Annotated in this window: 16 protein-coding genes; 6 read left to right on the plus strand and 10 right to left on the minus strand. The window is 53.3% G+C overall.

The features are described from left to right. Positions 1-153: 153 nt before the first annotated feature. Complete coding sequence (locus tag AC2FLD_RS06975) at positions 154-540, minus strand: hypothetical protein (RefSeq protein ID WP_496668119.1); 387 nt, start codon at positions 538-540, stop codon at positions 154-156. 1 nt (position 541) lies between these two features. After that, the gene (locus AC2FLD_RS06980; protein WP_496668121.1) at positions 542-1,009 is read right to left on the minus strand and encodes a hypothetical protein; all 468 of its coding nucleotides are present in this window, start codon (positions 1,007-1,009) and stop codon (positions 542-544) included. A 233-nt stretch (positions 1,010-1,242) separates the two neighbouring features. Between AC2FLD_RS06980 and AC2FLD_RS06985 the strand changes: the two genes are divergently transcribed. The 3 genes from AC2FLD_RS06985 to AC2FLD_RS06995 all read left to right on the plus strand — a co-directional run bounded on the left by AC2FLD_RS06985 (position 1,243) and on the right by AC2FLD_RS06995 (position 4,600). Beyond that, a complete protein-coding gene (locus AC2FLD_RS06985; protein ID WP_496668123.1) occupies positions 1,243-3,327 on the plus strand; it encodes an alkyl/aryl-sulfatase in 2,085 nt (694 codons plus the stop codon). A 93-nt stretch (positions 3,328-3,420) separates the two neighbouring features. Beyond that, positions 3,421-3,939: a DUF1269 domain-containing protein gene (locus AC2FLD_RS06990; protein WP_170421358.1), complete on the plus strand. Its 519-nt coding sequence runs from the start codon at positions 3,421-3,423 to the stop codon at positions 3,937-3,939. An 82-nt stretch (positions 3,940-4,021) separates the two neighbouring features. Beyond that, positions 4,022-4,600 (plus strand): DUF3611 family protein, encoded by a 579-nt coding sequence (locus tag AC2FLD_RS06995; RefSeq protein ID WP_496668125.1) that lies wholly within the window; start codon positions 4,022-4,024, stop codon positions 4,598-4,600. Positions 4,601-4,605: 5 nt separating this feature from the next. Here the strand turns inward: AC2FLD_RS06995 and AC2FLD_RS07000 are convergent, their stop codons facing one another. Both AC2FLD_RS07000 and AC2FLD_RS07005 read right to left on the minus strand, forming a co-directional pair. Next, the gene (locus AC2FLD_RS07000; protein ID WP_496668127.1) at positions 4,606-6,468 is read right to left on the minus strand and encodes an SLC13 family permease; all 1,863 of its coding nucleotides are present in this window, start codon (positions 6,466-6,468) and stop codon (positions 4,606-4,608) included. A 3-nt stretch (positions 6,469-6,471) separates the two neighbouring features. Further along, complete coding sequence (locus AC2FLD_RS07005; protein WP_496668129.1) at positions 6,472-7,344, minus strand: ABC transporter ATP-binding protein; 873 nt, start codon at positions 7,342-7,344, stop codon at positions 6,472-6,474. Positions 7,345-8,059: 715 nt separating this feature from the next. Between AC2FLD_RS07005 and AC2FLD_RS07010 the strand changes: the two genes are divergently transcribed. Together AC2FLD_RS07010 and AC2FLD_RS07015 are read left to right on the plus strand one after the other, a co-directional pair. Then, positions 8,060-9,772 (plus strand): adenylate/guanylate cyclase domain-containing protein, encoded by a 1,713-nt coding sequence (locus AC2FLD_RS07010; RefSeq protein WP_083445195.1) that lies wholly within the window; start codon positions 8,060-8,062, stop codon positions 9,770-9,772. Positions 9,773-10,209: 437 nt separating this feature from the next. After that, the gene (locus tag AC2FLD_RS07015; protein WP_496668131.1) at positions 10,210-11,181 is read left to right on the plus strand and encodes a hypothetical protein; all 972 of its coding nucleotides are present in this window, start codon (positions 10,210-10,212) and stop codon (positions 11,179-11,181) included. Between the two features lie 394 nt (positions 11,182-11,575). Here AC2FLD_RS07015 and AC2FLD_RS07020 read toward each other — a convergent pair whose 3' ends face one another. The 4 genes from AC2FLD_RS07020 to AC2FLD_RS07035 form a co-directional block, all read right to left on the minus strand. Next, the gene (locus AC2FLD_RS07020; RefSeq protein WP_496668133.1) at positions 11,576-12,049 is read right to left on the minus strand and encodes a hypothetical protein; all 474 of its coding nucleotides are present in this window, start codon (positions 12,047-12,049) and stop codon (positions 11,576-11,578) included. Between the two features lie 539 nt (positions 12,050-12,588). Further along, complete coding sequence (locus AC2FLD_RS07025; RefSeq protein ID WP_496668135.1) at positions 12,589-13,485, minus strand: EamA family transporter; 897 nt, start codon at positions 13,483-13,485, stop codon at positions 12,589-12,591. 58 nt (positions 13,486-13,543) lie between these two features. Continuing rightward, the gene (gene wrbA, locus AC2FLD_RS07030) at positions 13,544-14,167 is read right to left on the minus strand and encodes an NAD(P)H:quinone oxidoreductase (protein ID WP_496668137.1); all 624 of its coding nucleotides are present in this window, start codon (positions 14,165-14,167) and stop codon (positions 13,544-13,546) included. Positions 14,168-14,273: 106 nt separating this feature from the next. After that, the gene (locus AC2FLD_RS07035; RefSeq protein WP_496668139.1) at positions 14,274-15,161 is read right to left on the minus strand and encodes a LysR family transcriptional regulator; all 888 of its coding nucleotides are present in this window, start codon (positions 15,159-15,161) and stop codon (positions 14,274-14,276) included. A gap of 1,203 nt (positions 15,162-16,364) precedes the next feature. Between AC2FLD_RS07035 and AC2FLD_RS07040 the strand changes: the two genes are divergently transcribed. Continuing rightward, the gene (locus AC2FLD_RS07040) at positions 16,365-21,482 is read left to right on the plus strand and encodes a RecQ family ATP-dependent DNA helicase (RefSeq protein ID WP_496668141.1); all 5,118 of its coding nucleotides are present in this window, start codon (positions 16,365-16,367) and stop codon (positions 21,480-21,482) included. A 240-nt stretch (positions 21,483-21,722) separates the two neighbouring features. Here AC2FLD_RS07040 and AC2FLD_RS07045 read toward each other — a convergent pair whose 3' ends face one another. Continuing rightward, complete coding sequence (locus AC2FLD_RS07045) at positions 21,723-22,124, minus strand: helix-turn-helix domain-containing protein (protein WP_496668143.1); 402 nt, start codon at positions 22,122-22,124, stop codon at positions 21,723-21,725. A 140-nt stretch (positions 22,125-22,264) separates the two neighbouring features. Then, complete coding sequence (locus AC2FLD_RS07050; RefSeq protein ID WP_496668145.1) at positions 22,265-22,720, minus strand: Lrp/AsnC family transcriptional regulator; 456 nt, start codon at positions 22,718-22,720, stop codon at positions 22,265-22,267. Between the last annotated feature and the right edge of the window lie 109 nt (positions 22,721-22,829).

Here is a 22,829-nt window from a genome sequence, read left to right on the forward strand (position 1 = left end):
AAAGACAAAAAGTAGCGGCATCGTCTGCAATCACTTTGAGCACGCCTCATGAGATGCATCATCATCCAATGCACCAAATAAATGTATTCGCCGACTTTATGGATAGCGTTGCAGCGACGACAGGGTGAACATTGCCCCCTTTCTCAATGATCATTACCCATCGAATACTCGCGACCAGGTCTCCTGATCCAAAAGCGAAACGAGTTGATCACGTGAGTCGAGTACCGCGCTTATCGCTCGATCTCTTTCCTGATCCAGTTCACTAAAAATGGCTCTTGTGGACGATGCCGATTCTGATTTGTCCGTGGAACCGAGAATGGCATTATCCGCAGCACCTTCGACCGCGGCACGGAACCGATCAACGGCAACTTCCAAGTCGCTCACAACTTTCAAAGCCGCGGTCCGGACGTCGCTGTCCGCGGGCGAAATAGCCTTATCCAAGGCGGGTTTCAGCGTATTGGGGTCCAGAAACGATGGTGTTAAATCAGACAATCCGTCCAACAAGAAAGTGACCGCCGTTATCGTCGCAATTACTGGCATATCATAACTCCAAACTGGTTCCCGAAGCGACTATGTCTGCCTTTTCGTACAGAATTTCAGCAACTTCCGGCCAGTAATCTTCCGGGATTGCCGCCTGCAATTGCCCCTGCAATACCAGCAGGTTATCGCGTTGCGAACGGCGTTCGGTGTCATATCTGTCTAAAACAGCTATCAACTTGGAACGTTTTACAGAACGGTTGGCGGACAACCGGTTGAATTCTTCAATAAAGGCCGCGTGCGCCTGGATCATCTGTGTCGAATTCGCCTCAATCTCCCGGGCAATCTGAACCAGATCTGAGCCATCATCAGAAGGTATCCGTTCCAATGCAGCTGCAAGCTCAGAATTTATGTCGCCGATCGAACTACTGCGGTCGAACGGGGTGCAACTTGAGATGCAACAAAGAGAAGCAGCAGCGGCCAGGTTGATAAAATCTCGCCTCGACAGAGAGGCATTCCAGGTTGCTGCCATCACGTTTCCCCCGACTTGTGATCCACCTTTTTTAGGCCGCGTCTTCTTCGCTGTGCTCACATAAGACGGCTCTATTGTTGACGATACTCAGGAACTCAAAAATTTAGCGAGCAGAGCTGGGCGCAAAAACTTAATCTTAGCACAATTACATATAAATGTTAGGATGTGAGTTGTTGCTTTTCAGAGAGCTAAATAAACGGGGGAATACGATGGCACCTAATCGGCGCGACTTCATGAAAACTGTTCCTGCAATTGGGGCTGCTTTTGCGGTAAGTCCTACTTTTTTGTCGGAAGAAGCAGCAGCACAAACCACATCGACAGCCGCGCCATTAGAGGGCCATTTTCACCCTAAAGGAAAAGCACCATCTGAGCACACGCTCAAAATCCTGGCCGAAGCGAAAGAAACACTGCCCTTCTCTGACACTCAGGACTTTGACGAAGTGGCCAAAGGTTTCATTGCCGAGATGCCGCAACCTCAGATCATGGCGGATGCGGGGAACGTTGCGTGGGATCGAGGTGCATTTGATTTTATCGACGAACAGGACGAATACGACAGTATCCACCCGTCATTGATGCGCATCAGTAAGTTAAACCAGAACTATGGTCTGTACGAGGTAATACCCGGCATCTATCAGGTGCGCGGGTTTGATTTGTCCGACATCTCATTCGTGCGGGGCAAGACGGGTTGGATCGCCATTGACCCGTTGGTTTCGGCTGAAACGGCGCGAGCCGCGTGGGAATTGTTCTCGGAGCACAAAGGTGAAGGGTTGCCGATTACGGCGGTGATCTATTCACATTCCCACGGCGATCACTGGGCAGGCGTTCGCGGCATCGTTTCGCAGGAGGACGTCGATTCCGGCAATGTCGAAATCATTGCTCCGCGCGATTTCATGGAACATACAATTTCCGAAAACGTGTTCGCGGGCAACGCAATGAACCGACGGCTATTTTACCAATATGGTCTGTTGTTGCCCGTGGCCCCGCATGGGTTCGTCAATCAGGGTCTCGGCAAGCGCGTTTCAGCAGGTGCCACTGGCCTGATCGCGCCAACCCGGATTGTCGAGGACGACATCGAAGAATTCGAGGTCGATGGCGTGCGGATGATCTTCCAGAACACACCCAACACTGAAGCGCCGTCTGAGATGAATACTTACATCCCAGACATGAAGGCCCTGTGGATGGCGGAAAACGTCACGGCCACGTTGCACAACATCTATACATTGCGTGGCGCGCCGGTGCGCGATGCCCTTCGATGGTCAAAATACATCTCTCGTGCCCTGTTCCTGTTCGGGCAAGAGGCAGACGTCATGTTCGCTTCGCACCATTGGCCGCGCTGGGGCAATGACCGCGTGCAGCAGGTTCTGAGAGATCAGCGCGACCTTTATGCCCATATGAATAACCAGACCCTGCATCTGGCCAATCAGGGCGTGACGATTAACCAGATACATCACCACTATGAGCCGTCACAGGGTTTGCAGCAGACATGGCATACACGTGGTTATCACGGCTCACCTCAGCACAATTCGCGCGGCGTTGTTCAGCGGTTCCTTGGTTTCTGGGATTGCAATCCCGCGACCCTGATACCGTTAGAACCAGAAGCTTCCGCTCCGCTCTACGTCGAGATGATGGGCGGCAAAGATCCAATTATGGCCAAGGGTTTGGAACTGCACAATGCAGGGCAATATTTCGAAGCGTCCGAGATACTGAACAAACTGTTCCTGTCGGACCCATCAGATCAGGAAGTAAAAGATTTGTTAGCAGACGTTTACGAACAGCTTGGCTACCAGCAAGAGAACCCGGGCCTGCGGAACAGCTTCCTGTCCGGCGCCTATGAACTTCGTTCTGGCATCCCCACCGGTGAAACGGCCGACACGTCCAGCCCAGAGGTGATACGCGCGATGTCGACTGAGCTGTTCCTTGATTTCCTTGCGATCAAGATGGACAGCCGCAAGGCCGAAGGCATCGAGTTCACGATGAACCTAAGCACCCCCGACAATGGAGAGATGTTTGCGATCGAGTTGGCCAAGGCAACACTCACAAATGTCGAAGGTTTCGCCTTCGATGAGCCAGATCTGACTCTGACTTTAAACCGATCCGATCTGGAACTTGTGATGACCGGAGCGGCTGATTTTGAGGACTTGCTGGCCGACGGTCGCGCAACGGCTGATGGTGACGTCAGCGTTCTGATCAAACTCGCTGGAGCCATGGTTGAGTTCGATCCTCTGTTCGAAGTTCTGCCTGGGACAAGTACCGGTCCAACAGAGGTAGCAGAGGTTGAGCCGTTGCAGGCAGTGACCGGTCAGGTCGTTATCGAATGATGTTATACGCGGGTCCCATCGGACCCGCGTTACCCACTTTTACACTCCAATACGATTTTTACGATGTAATCCAAATCATCCGAGGAGACTTCAATGGCTGATCTTGTTGTTCTTTCATTTGATGGTGTCGACAGTGCAGATGCCGTTTTGACAAAACTACGACAGCTCAAAAAACAGGAATTGATCGACCTGCTGGACGCCTGTGTCGTTGTGCGGCCCGAAGAGGGAGACATACACATTAAGCAGTCAGTGAACATGACCCGAATTGGCGCCAGTACCGGCCTGAGCACCGGTGCAATAGTGGGTATGTTGGCTGGTATTCTTGTTCTCAACCCACTCGCGGGCATGGCCGTGGGCGGTTTGGCTGGGGCGGCAATGGGCGCGCTTGGAGGATCCCTTTCCGATTACGGCATCAATGATGATTTCATCAAAGAACTGGGCGAGACCATCCAACCAAATTCGTCGGCTCTGTTTCTGCTTGTCGCCAAGGCCACACCAGACAAAGTGATCGCCGAGATCGAACAATACGACCCGAAGATACTTCAGACGTCCCTATCGCAGGAACAAGAAGACAAACTTCGCGAAGCGCTCGCCGCTGCGCATGGCCAGTGATTTTTAGATAGAGATCGGCGGCCAAGCTAAAGCGTAGACGGCCTTCTTCAAATCATAGGGCTTTGGTTGGGAGCACTGCAATATGGCAGAGGAATCAGCTAATTGGCATGAGGAAAATTCCGGGCGCGTCGCACATGCGCTCGTAAAGCTTGGCCAGATCGGTTTCTGGGTTCAACTGGTTTTTTTGATCATTGTCGTTGTACTGGGCGGCGTTGTCCTTGGCGTTGTCGGAGGTGGCGCAGGCGTGGGCAACGTGCTGTCCTTCTTAGGTTTGATCCTGCCCGCTTTCACCACATTTTGGTGTTGGCATTATTTGTCTTTAGGGCGAAAGCTGAAAGAGACTGGAGATGACCCCTCAGCTGCCCGGCTTCAAAGTCGCGTGTGGATCGGCGTTTGGGTCGGAACGATCGGCGCTGTTCTGACAATTGTTTCATTGTTTGGAGCAGCTTTTGCGCTTCTGGTCACAATGCTGGCCAACCCTCAAGTTGGCTTGCAGATATCCGCAGCTGAAACTGGTGCCAGCCCCTACACGATTTCGGCGGTTGATGCAGTCAGCATCATGACCCTACTCTTGACGCTGACCGCTGAGTTACTTGTTGTAGCGATTTCTTTGCGTATCGTTTTCCTGATCTCTCGCTCTCTGGGAGGAAAGGATGCCTGAAACCTTTAGTAAGGGAACAGCATTGGAGCGATGATCACCGCGACAGAGCCGGTCAGTATTGTGAGCGGCACACCGAGCTTGAGGAAGTCAGCAAAACTATACCCCCCGGGTGCAACGACCAATGTGACCACAGGTGTTGAGATCGGAGTCGAAAATGACGCGGATGCAGCGATCAGAACACACAGCGCAACTGGGTATGGCGAAATTCCAAGTGCTTCGGCGGCTGAAATAGCAATCGGCGCAACAAGTACCGCAGAGGCAGTATTGGATAGGACTAAGCCCAATAGGGCCGTTAAAACAAAGATCGCCGCCATGACTGCGCGCGGACTGGCTTCTCCGACAATGTAAAGTAGTTGGTCAACGATTATGTCCGATCCGCCCGTAGCCTGCAGCGCGTCAGCAAGTGGCAACATCCCGGCGATAAGAACGAGGCTTGGAAGTTTTACGGCGCGATAGGCGTCTTCGGCGGAAAGAGTGCGAAGCAAGACTGCCGCTACCGCGGCCATCAGTACTGCAGTAGTTATTGAGACGAGTTCTGAGACCGTTAGAGCAACCATCGTGACCATGATGGCAATCGCAGCCCAAAAACCCGTAGCTGCCGGTGGGACGGATATCCGCTCATTTGGGAAGGACAGAAGCACCAACATATCATGCCTTTCAACCGCACGATCCAAGTCTTCCCACGATCCGGCAAGCATAAGACGATCGCCTGCTTGCAATACTGTACTGTTGGGGTGTTCGACGGGCTCGCTGTTTCTCACCAGGCCAACAATCTCAATCCCTTTGAATTCGAACCCGGGTGCATCATGCATTTGTCGACCAATCACAGTAGCCTCGGGGTGGATCAATACATCCGCGAGACCCAACTGATCGATCCAAACAGTACTTGATTTCTGAAAACCCAAAGTTTTGGAAAACAACGTATTGGTTGATATCTCCGCCAGTGCATCTTGGGATCCTCGAATGAAAACAATGTCACCCGGTAACAATTCCATACCTTCACGAAACATGGCTTCGAGGTACTTTCCTTTGGCGTCAGGCCGCAGTCGAACGAGTATTGCCGTGCCACTTCCCGTCAGCTTGTCAACGTCCTCTGAGAGTACTTTGCCAGTGACCTTGAAAGTCGCGGAATGTACATCCAATCCAAAGGTTTCCCACATACCTGCAAGCGTCGTTCCGGAAATTGCGAACTCCTGCTCATCAGGGGTCGATTTGGTCTTCAACCGGTAGCGGCCCCAAAACAAGACAAACAGGACTGCAACAACCAGAACCGACGCGCCGATCAAAAAGAAGGAAAACAAACCGAAAGGTTGGTATCCCTGCGCGACCAACTCATCACTTACGACAAGGTTCGGAGGCGTGGCGATCAGGGTCAGCATGCCACTTATCAACGCGGCATAGGACATCGGCATCAAAAAACGAGCCTTGTCGTTTGCCGTTTCTTGAGCAATTCGCAGAATGACCGGTATGAAAATTGCGACGACGGCTGTTGAGCTCATAACGCTTCCCAGAAGCGCCGTGCTGATCATGATGAGCACCAGCAATCCAGTTTCACCACGACCACCGTGCCGCATGATAGCGTCCCCTACTGCGCGAGCGACACTGGTTCTATCCAACATTTCGCCCAGCACAAGAAGGCAGGCGACAAGGATTACAACGCTGTTCCCAAAGCCCGAGAGGCTTTCTCCAATTGTCAGCGTGCCGCTGAGGGCAAGCGCAAGAACAACTATCAAGGCAACGAAGTCATAGCGAACACGGTTGCTTGCCATCAGCACACCCGCGACGGCAATCAGAGCGAAGACAAATCCGGCTTCATTCGTCATTATATTACTCCCTTCAAACGATAGGGCGTCTATCCATGCGTGCAAATTTCAGAGGGTCGCGTCAGCCATATCCACGCCTGCTTCCCGCAGCAGTTCAAACTTCACAGCTGTTGCACTGACCTGTCGATAAAAGGCAATCAGCTGCCGCGTCGGGCCCTGAAGACGTGTCAAACCTACGGTGGCGGCGACGACTGTGCCGACATCCGTATTGCCTTCCAGGACCTGCCAACCGCCCACGACAAGAACCCCCACCGTCCCGGCTCCGTTGATGGCGCTGAGTACAAATTTCGAAGACAGCTTCCAGACGAATATCCGGGAACGGGTATCGTAGATCTCGTCAAATTTAGGAGTGATCTCCGCGGTCGAGCGATCAGGGTCAACAAGCCAGTTTGTGGCTTTGCGCAATGTGTGAACTCTGTCAGACACAAGGGAGTTCACACGCGTCTGGACGAGAAGAACAATAAACACCTGAGGGATAATCATGCCAATTGCAATCAGCCCCAGAGAGGGTTGGTTGGCCGCAATATACCCAATAATCACAACAAGGGTTCCGGCCTGTACGATGGGTTCAGACAGAGCGCTACCGGAGAACTTTCCTACTTGTTCGGCTTCGGCCGACACCATTGTTGCCTTGGCACCATAGGCAACTTTCTCGGAACCCGCCGGGTTTTCGCGAGACAGATTGCAAATACGCGTGCGCAGCTTGCGGACCATGTCCTCGCCAAGGACGCTCGAAAGATACCCCAGCGCCCATTTCAGCGCGAGGCTCAGGGTTATCACCGCGCCCATAGCAACACCAAGCCACAGCAAGCCTCCGGCGCTTATGTTCTTTTCGGTCAGACCGTTCACGATTTCCTTCTGGTAGTTCAGTGGAAACGCCGCCAGGGCGGCAATGGCCAGCGACAGCAAGATGTTGACCACCTGACGATGTCCCGTAGTTCTCAAGATAGATTTATAAAATTCAATCACTCGATCCCCCAAAATCCAAGAGCACCTTTTCTTGAAGGTGCGGGTACAATGTTGTGACTACACCCTAACACTCAATCCAATCTGAATATAAATCTACCTATTCTTCGGACTAAACGACTACGCTTGAGACGCTCGGATTCAGGAGTAACCATTTGAGTGGAACACATATAGCGGGAATTGAGAGCGGCCGCTGAGGTCCAATCCTGGAGAAGCGGAACTGCACTAAATAGACGAGAAATCTCGAGCACGATTTGGTGGATTGGCCGAATTTCAGGTTGACCAGAACCTGAGATTAGTACGAACGTCGGCTCTTGATCAGCTACAACGCAGCATCTGATTGCACTTTGTATGTCCGGATCGGGCCGTCCTCGCCGGTCCTTCCTGCCTAGCCCTCGCAGATGCTGCGCCGCCTCCGAGGTCCGGAACGAGCCCAAAGCGGAATTGCTTTGCCACGAACATTGGCAGCTAAAGAAACGCAAGTGACTAACTCCGCGGATATGAAGGTGACCGTTTGCTGAATGCGCGACAGGTATTTGAGCATTACCTTTTTAGTTGTGCGTGTATGCCTGTACCTGTGCTTTCTATTCATTAAGGCTTTTCAAAATCTGACGAATGGGCTGACAGAAGCAACCCACCGAGCTAACTTCATTGCAAAGAGGAGGGGTGAATGGGAAGACGTCTCACGACGGTATTGGCCGCCGACATTGTGGGGTATTCCGCGCTGATGGATCAGGACCGTACTGGCACAGTCGCTGCATTAAAGACCTTCCGCGAGGACACGTTTCTCCCGATCGTGGAAGATACCAATGGTTCACTGATCAAAAGCATGGGCGACGGCTGGATCGTCGAGTTTCAATCACCATCTGAAGCAGCAGCTTGCGCGATTGCAGTTCAGTCCGCCCACAAACCTGACCACATCAAACTGCGCATCGGGGTTCACACAGGGGAAGTGGTAACCGATGGCGATGACATTTTCGGCGACGGCATCAATGTTGCGGCGCGTCTGGAGGCTCTCGCGAAGCCGGGACAAGTGCTCTTTTCAGATATGTCACATAACAGCCTTGACCGTAACGATGCGGGATTATTCGACGGCGGAGAGCAAACCGAACTGAAAAACATCACGCGGCATGTTGGAATCTGGTGTTGGCCAAAGGGTACGAAAGCCAATCTCGCGATCAAAGCGGATGTGAGGCCGGGAATCGCAGTGCTCCCATTCGACAATATGTCGGGTGATCCGGAGCAGGAGTTCTTTGCCGATGGCATAACGGAAGACATCATAACTGAGCTATCTCGGTTTCGTTGGTTGATGGTCGTCGCACGAAACTCTTCTTTTGCTTATAAGGGGAAAAGCACGGACATCCGCGACGTGGGCCGCGACTTAGGGGTTCGGTATGTACTGGAAGGCTCCGTTCGGCGTTCCGGGCAGCGCGTCCGCATCACGGGACAGCTCATAGATACCGAAAATGGGAGCCATTTGTGGGCGGACCGCTTTGACGGTGTGCTCGACGACATCTTTGATCTTCAAGATCAAGTCACCGAAGACGTAGTTACAGCTATTGAACCATCGGTGCGGCACGCTGAAACAAATCGTGCGCGTGCAAAACCCACCAAGGACTTACAGGCATACGAGCTCTACCTCCGAGCTTTATCACATTTCCACTTGCTGACTGACCAAGACAACATAGAGGCAATACGACTGACAAAACTGGCTTTGGATCGAGATCCGGAATACGCCTCCGCAGCGGGCTTGCTAGCATGGCTTCATATCCAACGTCTTGTGCAAGGTTTGGAACCTGTAGATCAGGGACCCAAGTCAGCTGTCGCGGCCGCAGAGCAGGTGCTGCGGAGCGATCGCGCGGACGGCATTGCAAAGGCTTATGCCGCGCATTCAATCTCTATGCTGGCACAAGACCTGTCCCGCGCGCGGACAGCCTTTAAGGAAGCATTGTCGGAAAATCCCAACGCGGCGACGGTCCACATGCTCGCCGCTGCAAATCTTTATTTGCTGAATCGCCCTGACAAGGCGCTGGAACATGCAGTCCGGTCTGTCGAACTCAGCCCGGGTGATCCATTGCGGCACGCCGCTTTCATGGGACAGGGTGCCGCCTTGTTTCACTTGGGACGTTATGAGGAAGCCGCGCAGGCCTGTCGCGAAGCCTTGTCTGTGCGTGCAACCTTCCTGATGAGCCACCTGATGCTGATTGCCTCGCTCGCTGAGCTCGATGACATAGATGCGGCAAAAACAGCGGCTGTCAAATTGAACGAAATCGCTCCGAATGCGGCTTCGATAACCGAGACAACACGTTTACCATTATTCTCTATTCCAACCTGCGCTGATCGCTGGCGCAGCGGGTGGAAAAAAGCAGGGTTGCAAGTGTGAAGGCAAACGGCACCCCCCCGGTTCCGACAACCATGCATTCGGTAAAGGATATTTCGCCTTTGTCTTGAAAATCAGTCGCTGACCAAAACTCTGCCTGGCTGGCCCTCCTCATGGACACGGAACACCAAAATGGTTGCCCCTTCGTCCCCTGAGCGAGCGGTGTGCACTTTTTTCAACGGAACGACGCCTACGTCACCTGAAAAAGCTTCTTGTTCGCCTTCGCCGTCTAGGATGAGGGTGGCTTCGATCTAGGATCGACCAGCAGCAAGGTCGTGTTAAGGTTTCCTTACGAGGAAGGTTTAGGTGCTTACGCAGTTCCTGCACCAGGAGAACTACAATCCGACAATCACCCTTATTACTGGACCACTCAGCTTTGGGAGAGACCTAACGGCCACTTCAGCTTGTGTGCATCGACTGAGTCTGAAAGGCGAAACCACTTGAAAGTGGCATTCCTGAACAAGACCAAAAAAGAGACTTCAGGATTGGTTGCCGAAGAGGTCGACGTATCCGCATATCTTGCCTTGATGATACGTCATGCGTTGGGGTGGTTGTGGGAAAAACTGGGGCGTAGTCTCAGCGAAAAAAGCATCGGTTTGTCCGCGAACTTTGGATTTCCGACAGAATCTGGAGGTAGTTCACCGCAGTTAGAAAGATTTCAGAATTGCGTTGGTGCCGCTCTTAGGGTCGCACTTTCGGAGGCGCCAATTTGTAGAGCCGTCGTCGAAAGGGAGCTTGAAGATTCCAGCCTTTCAAATCGAAAAGTGAGCGTCCCGACCTTGATCGTTCCAGAGTTCATTGGCGCAGTCATGGGGTATTTTCATTCTGCCCAAAAACATAACGGCCAGTTCATGATCTGTGACTTTGGAGGTCTCACCATTGACGCTGTCAGCTTTGGTTTTTACCAGCGTGATGACGGTAGTTCGCTGGTGAAGATTTACGGGAGCGCGGTCAAACCGTTTGGGGCAGAAGTCGCAAGGATCGCTGTCAGCGAGGGAGTTCCGGCCAATAAGCTGGCAACAGCCATCGGCAGCTTTGTTTGCGATCCCCTCCGGGATTCTTACAAGAAGACGGGATACAATGCATCCGCATGGGGAGGAACGATGCCCCTGTTTGTCATTGGTGGAGGAAGACACTGCTCCGAATTCCAAGGAACGTTTTCAGAAGCGCAGAGGCTCATAAAGAATGCCGTGTTCAATACCACATTTGCCAAGCAAGACTTGGACTTGGATGAAGAGCTAGATGTGTCTCTGGCCAATGGGCGAAGTTGCGGTCGACTAATGGTTGCTTGGGGCCTATCCCATTCTGATCTGGACTTGCCCGAATGGATCACCCGAGGCGAGGTGATAGATGCTCCCAAACGGAAAAGAAGGAACGTCCAGGATTTCTTTATTGGCAACGAGCAAATGTAGGAACTCAGTCGACTACGAGTGAATTTTTTCGTCAGGAAAATAGGCCGAAACCTCCCTAGGAGCTTCCGAAGCCGAAGTATCCGCGGCGCCAGAATGCATCCCCCTTGAGTTCATCGTAAAACCCTAGGACTTCATTCCCCCATAGCCTGGATGCAAATGATGCAGCCGCCCGATCAACTTTGACGGTTTTGAACCCAACTCTACCTCCAGTGCCTTGGACAACCTCAGTAGGTGGCATCTTCCGCGATATGGAGCCGCCAGTTTGAAACAGATCTCCTCTGCCCATCCCGATCATACCACTGCCGCCCTTGCGGCGCTTTGGGCCAATGCGTTTATTGCTCATATGTCCTTTTTCTTCTTAGTTTTGGTTTCTAATAGCATTAAACGTTCGACGTCACGACTGATATCCTAGGGCTTCAAACTCCTCTTTAAGAGTGGCTGGATCGTGGTTTTTAGCTATCCTGAAAACTGCATCTTCAATTTCGAGTTCAACTCGCTCAAGGCGCTCGAAGTGTGTCAGGCCATCGTCGCCCCCGTCTGAGGTGGCAACAATTAGGAGATCCTCTTCACCGTCGCGCAGAGTTGACACCACGTTCTTACAATGTGGGCGAATAACAGGTCGGTAATTGTCTTCAAAAAGCCTATGAGCGTCCTCGTTCATAACCCAGATCAGCTCGTCCACAACGGAAAATTCTTTCTTCTCGCCTGAGTAAGGCCAAGGGAAATAGTCTCCTGTGAGATCTTGAAACGGCACTTTCCGCATACGCCAAAGCACACCGAATGCGAGATCGTTGATCTTTTCCCCTCCTACCCTTTGGATAATGTCGAAATAGAAATCCGCGTCTTCTTGAGTGTTGTAATTTGCCACGGTTTACCCCTGCCTTGATCTGCCCAACGTTGCTTCGGACATGTTTCTGATAATGCGCGAAAAATGCCGAAGCATCTTTCGTAAGTTTCGCTCAATTGTGAACATGTCTAATCCCGCATAAGATGTTGCTATGAAACAAGAAGCGCAAGAACGATGGTTGGTCTCCAAAATAACCGGTTGGTCCGCCGCTACTTTGAAATGAACCACACTGTGACCGCTTGAAACCTACGCACAATACCAGACTGCATCGGGCGCTCACTGGCAGCGTCCAACGCGGTTTTCGATATGCGACAGCACTTAAGTAGAAACGCTCGCCCTGAGCGCTCTCAGCGCTTGGTTGCTCGACCACCATTCCACCATGGCTACAGGAGTTTTGGAACACCCGAACGTGGGGGCGCCAGAATGCATCCCCTTCATTATTCGGAGGGAAACCTAGGACTTCGATATTGTAGGGATCTGGCGAACGGGCTTGAGCGAAGCGCTGAGCCATTCCTCGCCCACTTGCGTGATTGGGTTCGCTGTTTGCAGCTCTGCACCCATCAGACAGGTCCAGCTGTTGCTGGTCTCCATTTTTTCAAACCCGAATTGTCTCTTCGACCCACGCTTTGGCCGACCACAACAGAGCCAATAACTATGACTGCTCCTATGGACTGGGTGAGGCTAAGCGTTTGTCCCAAGTATACCCAGCCGAGCACGACAGCTGTAACAGGACTCATCATGCCGAGCATCGAAACTGCACTGGGGTCCAGGCGCGCTATGCCACGAAACCAAAGAGCATAGGTTGCTGCAGCACCTATCAAACCAAGCCAGATAAGGCCGGCGACATTTGTCGCGCTGAGCGCATGGAGAGGTGGCTCAACGAACAATGCAATTGGCAGCAGTATCAAACCACCGGCTGTTAATTGCCACGCTGTGAAACTAAGCGCCGAGACCGGAGGTTGCCATTTCCTACTGAGAACAGTCCCAGCAGCCATTGACGCGGCTCCTCCCAAACCCGCTGCTATACCGATCCAATCAAGTTGTGCTTCTGGCCCGCTCAGCAGCAGAGACACACCCATTACGCCAGTCGCGGCGGCACCGAGTGCACCAAGTCGTATTGGGGTTCCCAGCCATCCCCACGCCATCAAAATCACGATCATTGTTTGCAACGATCCTAGGGTGGCGGCCACACCACCGGGTAACCTATACGCAGCAACGAAGAGGAGCACCCAGAACAGAGCGAAATTGAGGCTGCCTAAGACGAAAGTTCGACCGAGCCATTCGCGTGGTGGAACGCAGCGCGTCACTGCAAGCAACAACAAGCCAGCAGGCAAAGCTCGTAACGCAGCCAGGGTAATCGGATAGCCAGCCGGGAGCGCTTCCGTAGTTACCAGGTAGGTGCTTCCCCATACCGCTGGGGCGAGTGAGGTGAGAAGAATATCGGTTAAGCGTGACATTGTATGTCTCCCGGCTGAAGCGTTTGAGAATTTGAGTGAGACGACAGAGCAGCGCGGGTTAAGCTGCTTCCGCTTGCAGGTTTGATCCAGCGAGGCACGCGGCAATCCTTGCAACATGAGCGCCCTGGAACCGCGCTCCCGCTAGGTCAGTTTCGGTAGGTGTGCGGGAACCATCAGCACCGGCGATCGTTCCGGCACCATATGGTGCGCCGCCAATGATTTCTTCTGATGTAGTCTGGCCAGAAAATGTGTAGGGCATTCCGGCAATCAGCATCCCAAAGTGTTGAAGCGGGACTTGCGTTGTCAGAAGGGTCGCCTCGTGCCCACCGTGTTGCGAACCTGTTGATGCAAAGACCGCCCCGACTTTTCCAACCAGAGCATTCCTGGCCCAAAGCCCTCCGGTCTGGTCAAGGAAGGACTTCATTTGGCCAGCCATCATGCCAAATCGGGTCGGTGTTCCTAAAATTATTGCATCATAGTTTTCCAGATCTGCCGGCAAGGCGATTGGCGTATCATCCACTACATAGCCAGCCTGTTGGCGGACTTCCTCAGGGACAGTTTCGGGCACACGCCGAACGTCAACTTTGTTGCCGGGAACACTTCTGGCGCCTTCAGCTTCGGCATCGGCCAATGTGCGGACGTGGCCATAGCTTGAATAATAGAGAACGAGAATACGTGACATAGGATACCTCTCAGGGCTGTGACTTGTTCCCTGAGAGAATGGAATTTGTGGCGCCGCCAATTAAGTCACGCTCTTTGACATCACTCTTTACCTGTATTGAATAATGTCAGGACCTGAGAGCCAGACGCAGATGATCAAGAAAGGCTGTAACCTTTGCGTCCATTCCCAAGCGAGATGCTGTAACGGCGAATACTTCCGGCGCGGGCAATTCGTGGTCAGGAAGAACTCTCACTAAGGTTCCGCTGGCTTCAGGAGCATCAGAGACGAACTCGGGCAGAGTTCCGATACCTTGCCCCGCTATCAGCAGATCCCGCAAAACGAGGCTGTTGCCGACACGCACGCGCGGATCAAGCTCTAGTGCTGTGACACCGTTGGTGGCCGAAAGCTTCCAGCTCGTCAAATGATCAGCAAGCAAAAAGCCGATGATAGCGTGGTTTTTCAGATCCGCCGGCTGGGTCGGCGTCCCGCATCGCTCCAAATAGTCAGGAGACGCAAAAATCCGCTGTCGCATCACGCCGATCCGTCGCGCAACAAGGGCCGAATCCGGCATCGCAGCTCGGATTCGTATCGACAGATCGAACCCGCCCTCGACCATATCGATCACCTTATCGTCCATCGAAAGGGTAAATCGCAGATCTGGATAGGTTTCTAAGAACTCTGGAAGCATCGGTGCAATAACGGTTTGGCCGAAGGAACTTGACGCATTCACCCGAAGGTGCCCACGCACCGCTTTGGAACCATCTCTGATGGTCTGCTCCGTTTTTTCGACCGCGTCGAGAATTCCAATCGCATCTTGGTAGTAGAGACTGCCGGTGTCAGTCAGTGACATAGATCGGGTCGTTCTGGTGAGAAGAACGGTTCCCAGACTTTCCTCCAGAAGCTTGATTTCTCTACTGAGAAGCGCAGGAGAAACACCAAGGTCTTCCGCCGCACGAGCAAAGCTGCCGCGTTCAACGATACGGCGAAAAGCTTGCATGACTGACAGTTTGTCCAACTTCAGGCCCCCGATCAGTTTTTTGAGCCGCCCAGTTGGGCGTAACGAACTGCAAGTTATACGACCGCGCCACTGGTGCGAAGGGGCGACACGCCTGGGTTGCTGGTGTTGATTTCCGGGCGGTTGCCAGAAAACAATCATCACTCTATTTTCGATCAGGGTAGGAGTTAGGGGCAATGGCAAAATCTAAGAATCCGCATAAACCGAAAAACGTTCCAAGCCGGTCGAACAATGAAAAGTCGGATCGCCCTGTCGAGAGCAGGCTTATACCGGTTAACGACGCTGTTAGTGAGCCAACTCGACAGGAAAGACTTATGGCGATTGCAAAAGATGCGGAACGACGCCTCAAGGGTTCAATGAAGCTACTCTCTTGAAGTCGCAATGCGAACTTCCAACGGAATAACAGCACATACAATCAAAGTGCAGCCTTCAATACGCTTCACCGCAAGTTACAAGCTTCCCAATGAGCACTTAGAAGCAACGGAGCATACAAAAGGTCTGGTAAACACAAGCGCAAATTGGGCTCCGCCCCTGGATACTCCCTCCTACGTTTCCCTTGCGATCGATCTATCACCTTACCTGTGCGTGCTCTCTATAGGGGCTTTCTCTCACACCTCTTCTCTCTAGGCACATACGCTCTCTTAGGTGTGTTCTCTCTAGGTGCATCTATTTCCTGTCTATGAGCAATCGTCGGTATTCGATCTCCGGAGTAGCTCAATAGCTTTGCTGGCCTGATCGGGTGAGTTTGCTCTCTATGAGGTTTATGCTCAGGCGCTCTCTACGCTGGCCTGAGTTGCATCCGTTCTCTTACGTGTGTCAGGTGTCGTCTGGCCTGTGTTTCGTCGCTCTGTGCGCTTTTCTGGCCTTGGTTCGGATGTGTGTTTTCCGAGAACCGTTGTTTTTATGGGTTTGTCTGGTTCAAAGGTTTACATTTTGCTCTGAAAAACTGGTTTTCGGGTGAAATCTGTCAACTTAAGGTAAACTTAGTGTAAACCTTTGGCCTGATTTTGGGGTGTTTTGAGAGGTGAAAGGTTTACATTCCGTTGATCCCGGGAGGGTGGATGTAAACCTTTGTCAACCTTATGCAACCATTGAGGAGTGCGAGGAATCCACATTGCGAAGAGCAATTTGAAACGCACCTTCTCTTTTGTCTGTAATCCGGTAGCTATCAAGGAGACACTAAAAGAGAAAATTTGGCGAGCAATGATAACGAACGGTCAGGTGGACATTTCGCGCTTTCTTGAGCGCTGTGTATCGATTGACCTGGAAGTGGATCCTAAATCCGCTCGGATATTCGCATTGGCTGCCACAACGAACGATGACTCCCGACCAGCCCTCGTCGAAAAAAGCAGCTCCGCCTCAGCACTGTCGCAACTCGACACATATTGTAAAGGTTTCGACAGTGTCATCGGCCACAACATCTTGCACCACGACCTGCCCCACCTGGCCGCTGCTGCGCCCCGCTTTGCCGCCTTGGCAGAGGCACCAATCGACACACTCTGGCTCAATCCTTTGGCCTTCCCGCGCAACCCCTATCACCATTTAGTCAAACACTATCAAGACGGACGGTTGCAAACGGGTCATGTCAACGATCCCGAAAAGGATGCACGTCTGGTCTTCGAGGTTCTGCAAAACCAGATCGAGGCGTTCGCCAAGCTAAACACCACGACCCCAGATGCGCTGACAGCCTATCATTTCCTTGCCACACGCCCCCCACGCAGCGGAGGGTTTGACGCTCTTTTTACTGCTGTGCGATGCACTAGCAGACCCAATAAACAAGAAGCTTTTGACGCCGTTCGCCACCTTTTGGCTGGACAAGTCTGCTTGCATCGGCTCGAACAGACTCTTAGCCGGATGGAAAACCCGAACCTTGCCTGGCCTTTGGCCTATGCCTTGTCGTGGATTTCTGTTGCTGGCGGCGACAGCGTCATGCCTCCCTGGGTTCGCATGCAATTTCGCGAAGCTTCTCTGATTGTGCGTCACTTGCGAGAGGCTGCTTGTAACGATGACTCTTGCCAATGGTGTGTCGAACACAACGATCCTAAAAGGGCGCTAGATCGCTGGTTCGGCTTTCCGTCCTTCCGACCCGAACCCGTGGACGAATTCGGTCAACCCTTGCAGGAACGCATTGTAGCTGAGGCGATGGCAGGCAAAAGCGTTCTGGGCATCCTTCCAACCGGAACTGGCAAGTCAGTCTGCTATCAGATTCCAGCCCTTTCACGGTTCGACAAGACCGGTGCGCTAACCGTCGTTATCTCACCGCTAGTCGCACTCATGGCCGATCAGGTGCAGGGCCTGGCGAGAGCCGGTATATCTTCCGCCGTCACGATCAACGGCCTTCTGTCGCTGCCTGAACGTCACGACGCTCTGGACAAAGTGCGCATGGGTGATGCTGCGATCTTGATGATTTCACCCGAACAGCTTCGCAACAAGTCAGTTCGCAGCGCTCTGGCACAACGCGAAATTGGCCTTTGGGTGCTAGACGAAGCACATTGCATCTCAAAATGGGGCCATGATTTTAGGCCCGACTACCGCTACGTCAGCCGCTTCATCAAAGAAAACTCCGGCGATGCCCCCGCTCCGATACTTTGCCTTACCGCCACTGCCAAACCCGAGGTAGTGCGCGATATAAGAGAGCATTTCAAAACACGACTGGATCAGGATCTGATCCTGCTGGACGGTGGTGCGTCGCGCACGAACCTTTCTTTTTCGGTGCGTGAAACCCAGCGCGCGACGAAACTCGCAGATATTCTGAACGCGATCGAGCAGGGCTTGCCCGCCTCTGGCGTCTCCGGAGCCGTTGTCTATTGCGCGACCCGAGGTGCGACAGAACGCGTGGCCGAATTCCTGAAACAACAGGGTGTCAGCGCCGAACGTTTCCACGCTGGCCTACCTCCCGAAGAAAAGCACGAGATTCAAGAACAATTCCGGACCGGCGAATTGCGCGTGATTGCTGCGACCAACGCCTTTGGCATGGGCATCGACAAACCTGACATCCGCCTAGTAGTCCACGGCGACGTGCCAGGCTCGTTGGAGAACTACTTACAAGAGGCAGGACGCGCGGGACGCGACCGCGACCCCGCTAGCTGCGTGTTATTGTTCAACATAGAGGACGTTGAACGCCAATTCAGCCTTTCGGCCCGCTCCCGCCTTGCACGGCATGAAATAGGTGCCATCCTTAAAGCGCTACGTCGCTTGGATATGCGCACTCGAGACGAAGGTAAGATCGTCGCCACTCCGGGCGAGATCGTGAGAGAAGAAAAAGACTTTGAATTCCAGCGTGACAACAACACTGAAGACACGCGCGTAAAGACCGCCGTTGCTTGGCTGGAGGAAGCGAGTCTGTTGCGGCGTGAAGAAAACAGCGTGCAGGTCTTCCCCGCCTCCCTACTCGTGCGCGATGTGGATACCGCCGCCACCTTGTTGGATAAGGCAGACATCACGGGCGCTCGGCGCAAGCAACTGCTGGCGATAGTGCGCCATATCGTAAACACACCAGTGGGAGAAGGTGTTTCCACCGACGAATTAGCAGGAACTAGCGGGCTCTCCTCCGCTGAATTGCGCAAGGCGCTGACCGATCTGGAGGCGATTGGAATTGCCAGCGACGACACCAATATAACCATTTTTGTGCACTATGGCGTGACCGACGCATCGCAAGCCCGGCTGGATCGGGCAGCGCGACTAGAAGAAGACCTAATCGCCGTGATGCGCGAAATGGCCCCAGATGCCGATCAGGCTGAACCGATTCCGTTCAACCTTTCCATTGCCTGTCAGGAGTTGCAACAGCGCGGCCATGGCGAGGTGCGTCCGTATCTGGTGGAGACCCTTCTGCGCGGTATGGCACAGGATGGACGTGATACGGAGGGAGGGCGTGGCAACCTTTCTCTGCGTAAATCAGTGCGCGGTAGCATCCTTGTGCGTCTTCAACAGTCTTGGCGCTTTGTCGCTCAAACCGCCGAGTTGCGCCATCAGGGCGCACAACGCCTGCTGGCGCATCTTCTGACCCTCGTGCCGAAAGGCACACACGGCAAGGACATTCAGGTCGAGACCACTCTGGGAGCGATGCTGTCCACGATTACCGGCGATACGCTTTTGCGCACCAGTATCAAAGACCCAAACCGCTTAATGGACCGATCACTTTTGTGGATGCATGAACAGCAGGTGGTTACGCTGGGACGCGGACTGTCCATCTTTCGCCCTGCCATAACGGTGCATCTTGGCTCCAAAGGAGGTGGTTTCACCGTCCAGCATTTCGCACCACTCGAGGAACACTATGACGAACAAACCATTCAAACCCATGTGATGGCAGCCTACGCGGAAAAAGGACTGGAAAACATTGAGACAGCGCAGCGCTTGTCCGACGACTATTTCGTGCTGGAGCAAGACGCCTTCATGCGCCGATGGATGCCGGGGCGCGGGACCGAATTCCGGCGTCAGGCCACTGGCGCCACCTATAAGGCAATTGTCGACAGCCTGGGCAATCCGGTGCAGCAAAAAATTGTGCGTGACAACCGGGGACAAACCAACGTCCTTGTGCTGGCAGGACCAGGCTCGGGCAAAACACGAGTCCTGGTTCATCGCATCGCTTATCTGCTGCGCATCAAACGCGAGGATCCCCGCGGTATCCTCGTGCTGGCCTACAACCGTCACGCAGCCGCTGAAATACGTGAACGCCTTCGCCGGTTAGTTGGAGATGACTCAACCTTAGTAACCGTCTCAACGGTGCATTCACTGGCTATGCGCCTGGTCGGAGCTAGTTTCGCGGGCATTCAAACAGCCGACATCCCCGATTTCAAAGGTCTATTGCAAAAGGCTGCGGCACTGCTTCGGGGTGACGGTCTAAGCAAGCAAGAGGCCGAAGCGCTGCGTGAAACACTGATACAGGGGTATCGCTGGATTTTAGTGGATGAATATCAGGATATCGGTCCAGATGAATACGCGCTGATCGCTGCTGTGGCAGGGAGAACTCTGGATGATCCCGATCTGCGACTCAGTCTCTTTGCCGTGGGTGATGACGACCAGAACATTTATGCCTTCTCCGGTGCATCGATCCGCTACATCCGCCAGTTTGAACAGGACTACGCAGCAAAACCGGTTTTCTTAACCGAGAACTACCGCTCTACCGGTCATATCGTCGCCACCGCCAATGCCGTGATCGCTGGGGCAGCTGCGCGTATGAAACTTGGCCATGATATTGCCGTAGATCAGGCCCGGACGAAGGCTGACGCCGGTGGATCTCTGGCCAAATTGGATCCAGTAGCACAGGGCCGTGTGCAGATCCTTGAGTGCCCCGCTGGTAATGAAGAGCAAGCTATGGCCGCACTAGACGAGTTGATCCGCCTCTCTCGTCTCGACCCCGATTGGACATGGTCACGCGCCGCGATTATCTCGCGCGATTGGCGAAAGCTGATACCGGTGCGCGATTTTGCCGAAAACCTCGGAATACCGGTTGAAATGGCTAACGAAAACATACCTAGCCTATGGCGGATGCGCGAGATGCAGACGTTTGTCAAAGCCCTACGCGAGACACCCTCAAAGCTTTACTCGATCAATCAGTTGACCGAAGTGCTGAACACACTTTCGCATTCGCGCTGGACCGATCGTATTGGTGAAGGACTGGGCCTACTGGCACGCGAGGTTGGGTCGCGCAGCCTGCCCGTCCCAGACATAGTCGAATGGTTCGCGGAATGGTCCCGTGATAGCTGGGATGAACAAAGAGGGTTAAAGCTGCTGACGGCCCACCGCGCAAAAGGCCTGGAATTTGACGATGTAGTTATACTCGATGGCGGGTGGGAGCGGCCCTCGCGATCCGAAGATCAGGACGCACCCCGTCGACTGTTCTATGTCGCTATGACACGTGCCCGCCGCAGCCTTGTAGTAATGAGCAACGACAACCATGAATACCTACCAACAGGAGCACCTTCAGTTCTCACCCGTAGCGTGAAGCCTGACATGAACGCGTTGCCTGGTCCCCGTCGCTTTTTTCAGGCGGCTGAGGCGCGGATGGTTGATCTTTCCTATGCTGGACGCCTGCATCCAGGCCATTCTTCTCTGAGTGCAGTTAATGCGGCACGCGTCGGTGATGCAGTGTTATTGGTAAAGGACGGCGACCGCTGGTTGCTACACAATGAAAAAGGGCAAGTGCTGAGCCGGATGTCCAAATCCTTCGCACCACCGCCAAATACCAGGTTTGATCGGGGTGAAGTCGCCGCTATCCTTACATGGCGGAAGGAAGACTCAGGTGAAGCCTTCCAGCACACTCTCCGCCGCGATGCATGGGAGGTGGTTTTGCCAGAGCTCGTTTTCGTGTCCGTCAACTAGGACATCACTTACAATTTTTTTTGTTTCCAGAGGGATCCGACGAAGCCCAGCACTTCACCCATCCCCACCACAGTAATGCTACGCATTTTCATCAAGCTCTCCGAGGCTCGCATAAGCGCCGCAACAGCTGCACTCGCCGTAGGGTCGGCTCAGGATCACTTCCGTTGCTCACGTCACGGAGGAACCGCAACCAGGCGCGCTCATTCAATGTCAGGTCGTCCTTCTGGTCATACATGGCACCTACCTCCCGAAGATGGTCTTGATCGCCGTCTCTGACCGGCGGGTCAACCGAGGATCGGCGTTGTTGGTGGCCTTGCGAATTGCTTTCAGCCAGCCAAGTTCATTGGACGTGACAGGTTCTCCGAACACCTCGACAACTGCCTCAGCTGCAGTCAGTCCGATCGATTGCTCAATTGCGAGGCGCATAAGGTAGGCAGCGTCGCATTCCAGAGCTTTCGCCAAAGCCGGGACGCGATCCAATGCCACCTTGGAACTACCTTGCTTGATCATCGTGATCATGTTCGGGCTGACGTATCCCACCTGCGCCGCGATCTCGGCTTGGCTCTTGGTCGGTTTCAGTTCGAGCACCCTCCGTTCGACATACTTCGCCATTCGGGAAGCTTCATACGGTTTTTTGGTCATCGCTATCCTCTTTGAAGTGATGCAGCACGTTCTGCATGTTTTCGTTATAGCGACGGTAAGAATGGGAAATTGAGGCGGGAAGAAATCAGTCAGCTAAAATCTTTAGCCAGTTGGGAACAACTCATTCTGACTCGATCTTTCTATTCGGGCGGAAAAACAGCTGTCATTTTTACTGTTCCATAGACAAAGCTGGTATCGATCGAGGCTATCCCACCGATTGGATGAATTCGGTGACGAATAAATTCCTCGTAGGCCTCGAGATCCGATACCAAAACCCGCAATTGGTAGTCCATTGCCCCGGTCAGCACGTGGCATTCAAGAACTTCATCGATCATCCGAACTCGTTTCTCGAAGTTCTGAACGTCCGTTTCGTTGTGTCGCTCCAATCTGATACGCACGAAGACGGTAATGGCCATCCCATACGCGGCAGCGTCAACGTCGGCGCTGTATCCCTTTATCACTCCTTTGGCTTCTAGGTTTTTGACCCGGCGCAAACACGGTGAGGGAGACAAGCTCACCTCATCGGCAAGATCCTGGTTCGTCATGCGCCCGTCACGCTGCAGCGCTCGTATAATCTGCCTGTCCTTGGCGTCCATTTCACCCTCATTCTTAGCAGAATCTGCCAATATAGATGCTCGGTTTGGTATAATTCGCAACCATTGGTCCAAAGTAAAGGCGCAAACTGGCTTCAACATGAATCAGGAG

The sequence above is a fragment of the Ruegeria sp. CDSA021 genome, from assembly GCF_059612325.1.

Coding starts and splice junctions, on each gene's coding strand:
- AC2FLD_RS06985 (WP_496668123.1), top strand. CDS start 1,243: ATGAAAACTGTTCCTGCAATTGGGGCTGCTTTTGCGGTAAGTCCTACT.
- AC2FLD_RS06995 (WP_496668125.1), top strand. CDS start 4,022: ATGGCAGAGGAATCAGCTAATTGGCATGAGGAAAATTCCGGGCGCGTC.
- AC2FLD_RS07040 (WP_496668141.1), top strand. CDS start 16,365: ATGATAACGAACGGTCAGGTGGACATTTCGCGCTTTCTTGAGCGCTGT.
- AC2FLD_RS06980 (WP_496668121.1), bottom strand. CDS start 1,009: ATGGCAGCAACCTGGAATGCCTCTCTGTCGAGGCGAGATTTTATCAAC.
- AC2FLD_RS07050 (WP_496668145.1), bottom strand. CDS start 22,720: ATGGACGCCAAGGACAGGCAGATTATACGAGCGCTGCAGCGTGACGGG.
- AC2FLD_RS07045 (WP_496668143.1), bottom strand. CDS start 22,124: ATGACCAAAAAACCGTATGAAGCTTCCCGAATGGCGAAGTATGTCGAA.
- AC2FLD_RS06990 (WP_170421358.1), top strand. CDS start 3,421: ATGGCTGATCTTGTTGTTCTTTCATTTGATGGTGTCGACAGTGCAGAT.
- wrbA (WP_496668137.1), bottom strand. CDS start 14,167: ATGTCACGTATTCTCGTTCTCTATTATTCAAGCTATGGCCACGTCCGC.
- AC2FLD_RS06975 (WP_496668119.1), bottom strand. CDS start 540: ATGCCAGTAATTGCGACGATAACGGCGGTCACTTTCTTGTTGGACGGA.
- AC2FLD_RS07010 (WP_083445195.1), top strand. CDS start 8,060: ATGGGAAGACGTCTCACGACGGTATTGGCCGCCGACATTGTGGGGTAT.
- AC2FLD_RS07025 (WP_496668135.1), bottom strand. CDS start 13,485: ATGTCACGCTTAACCGATATTCTTCTCACCTCACTCGCCCCAGCGGTA.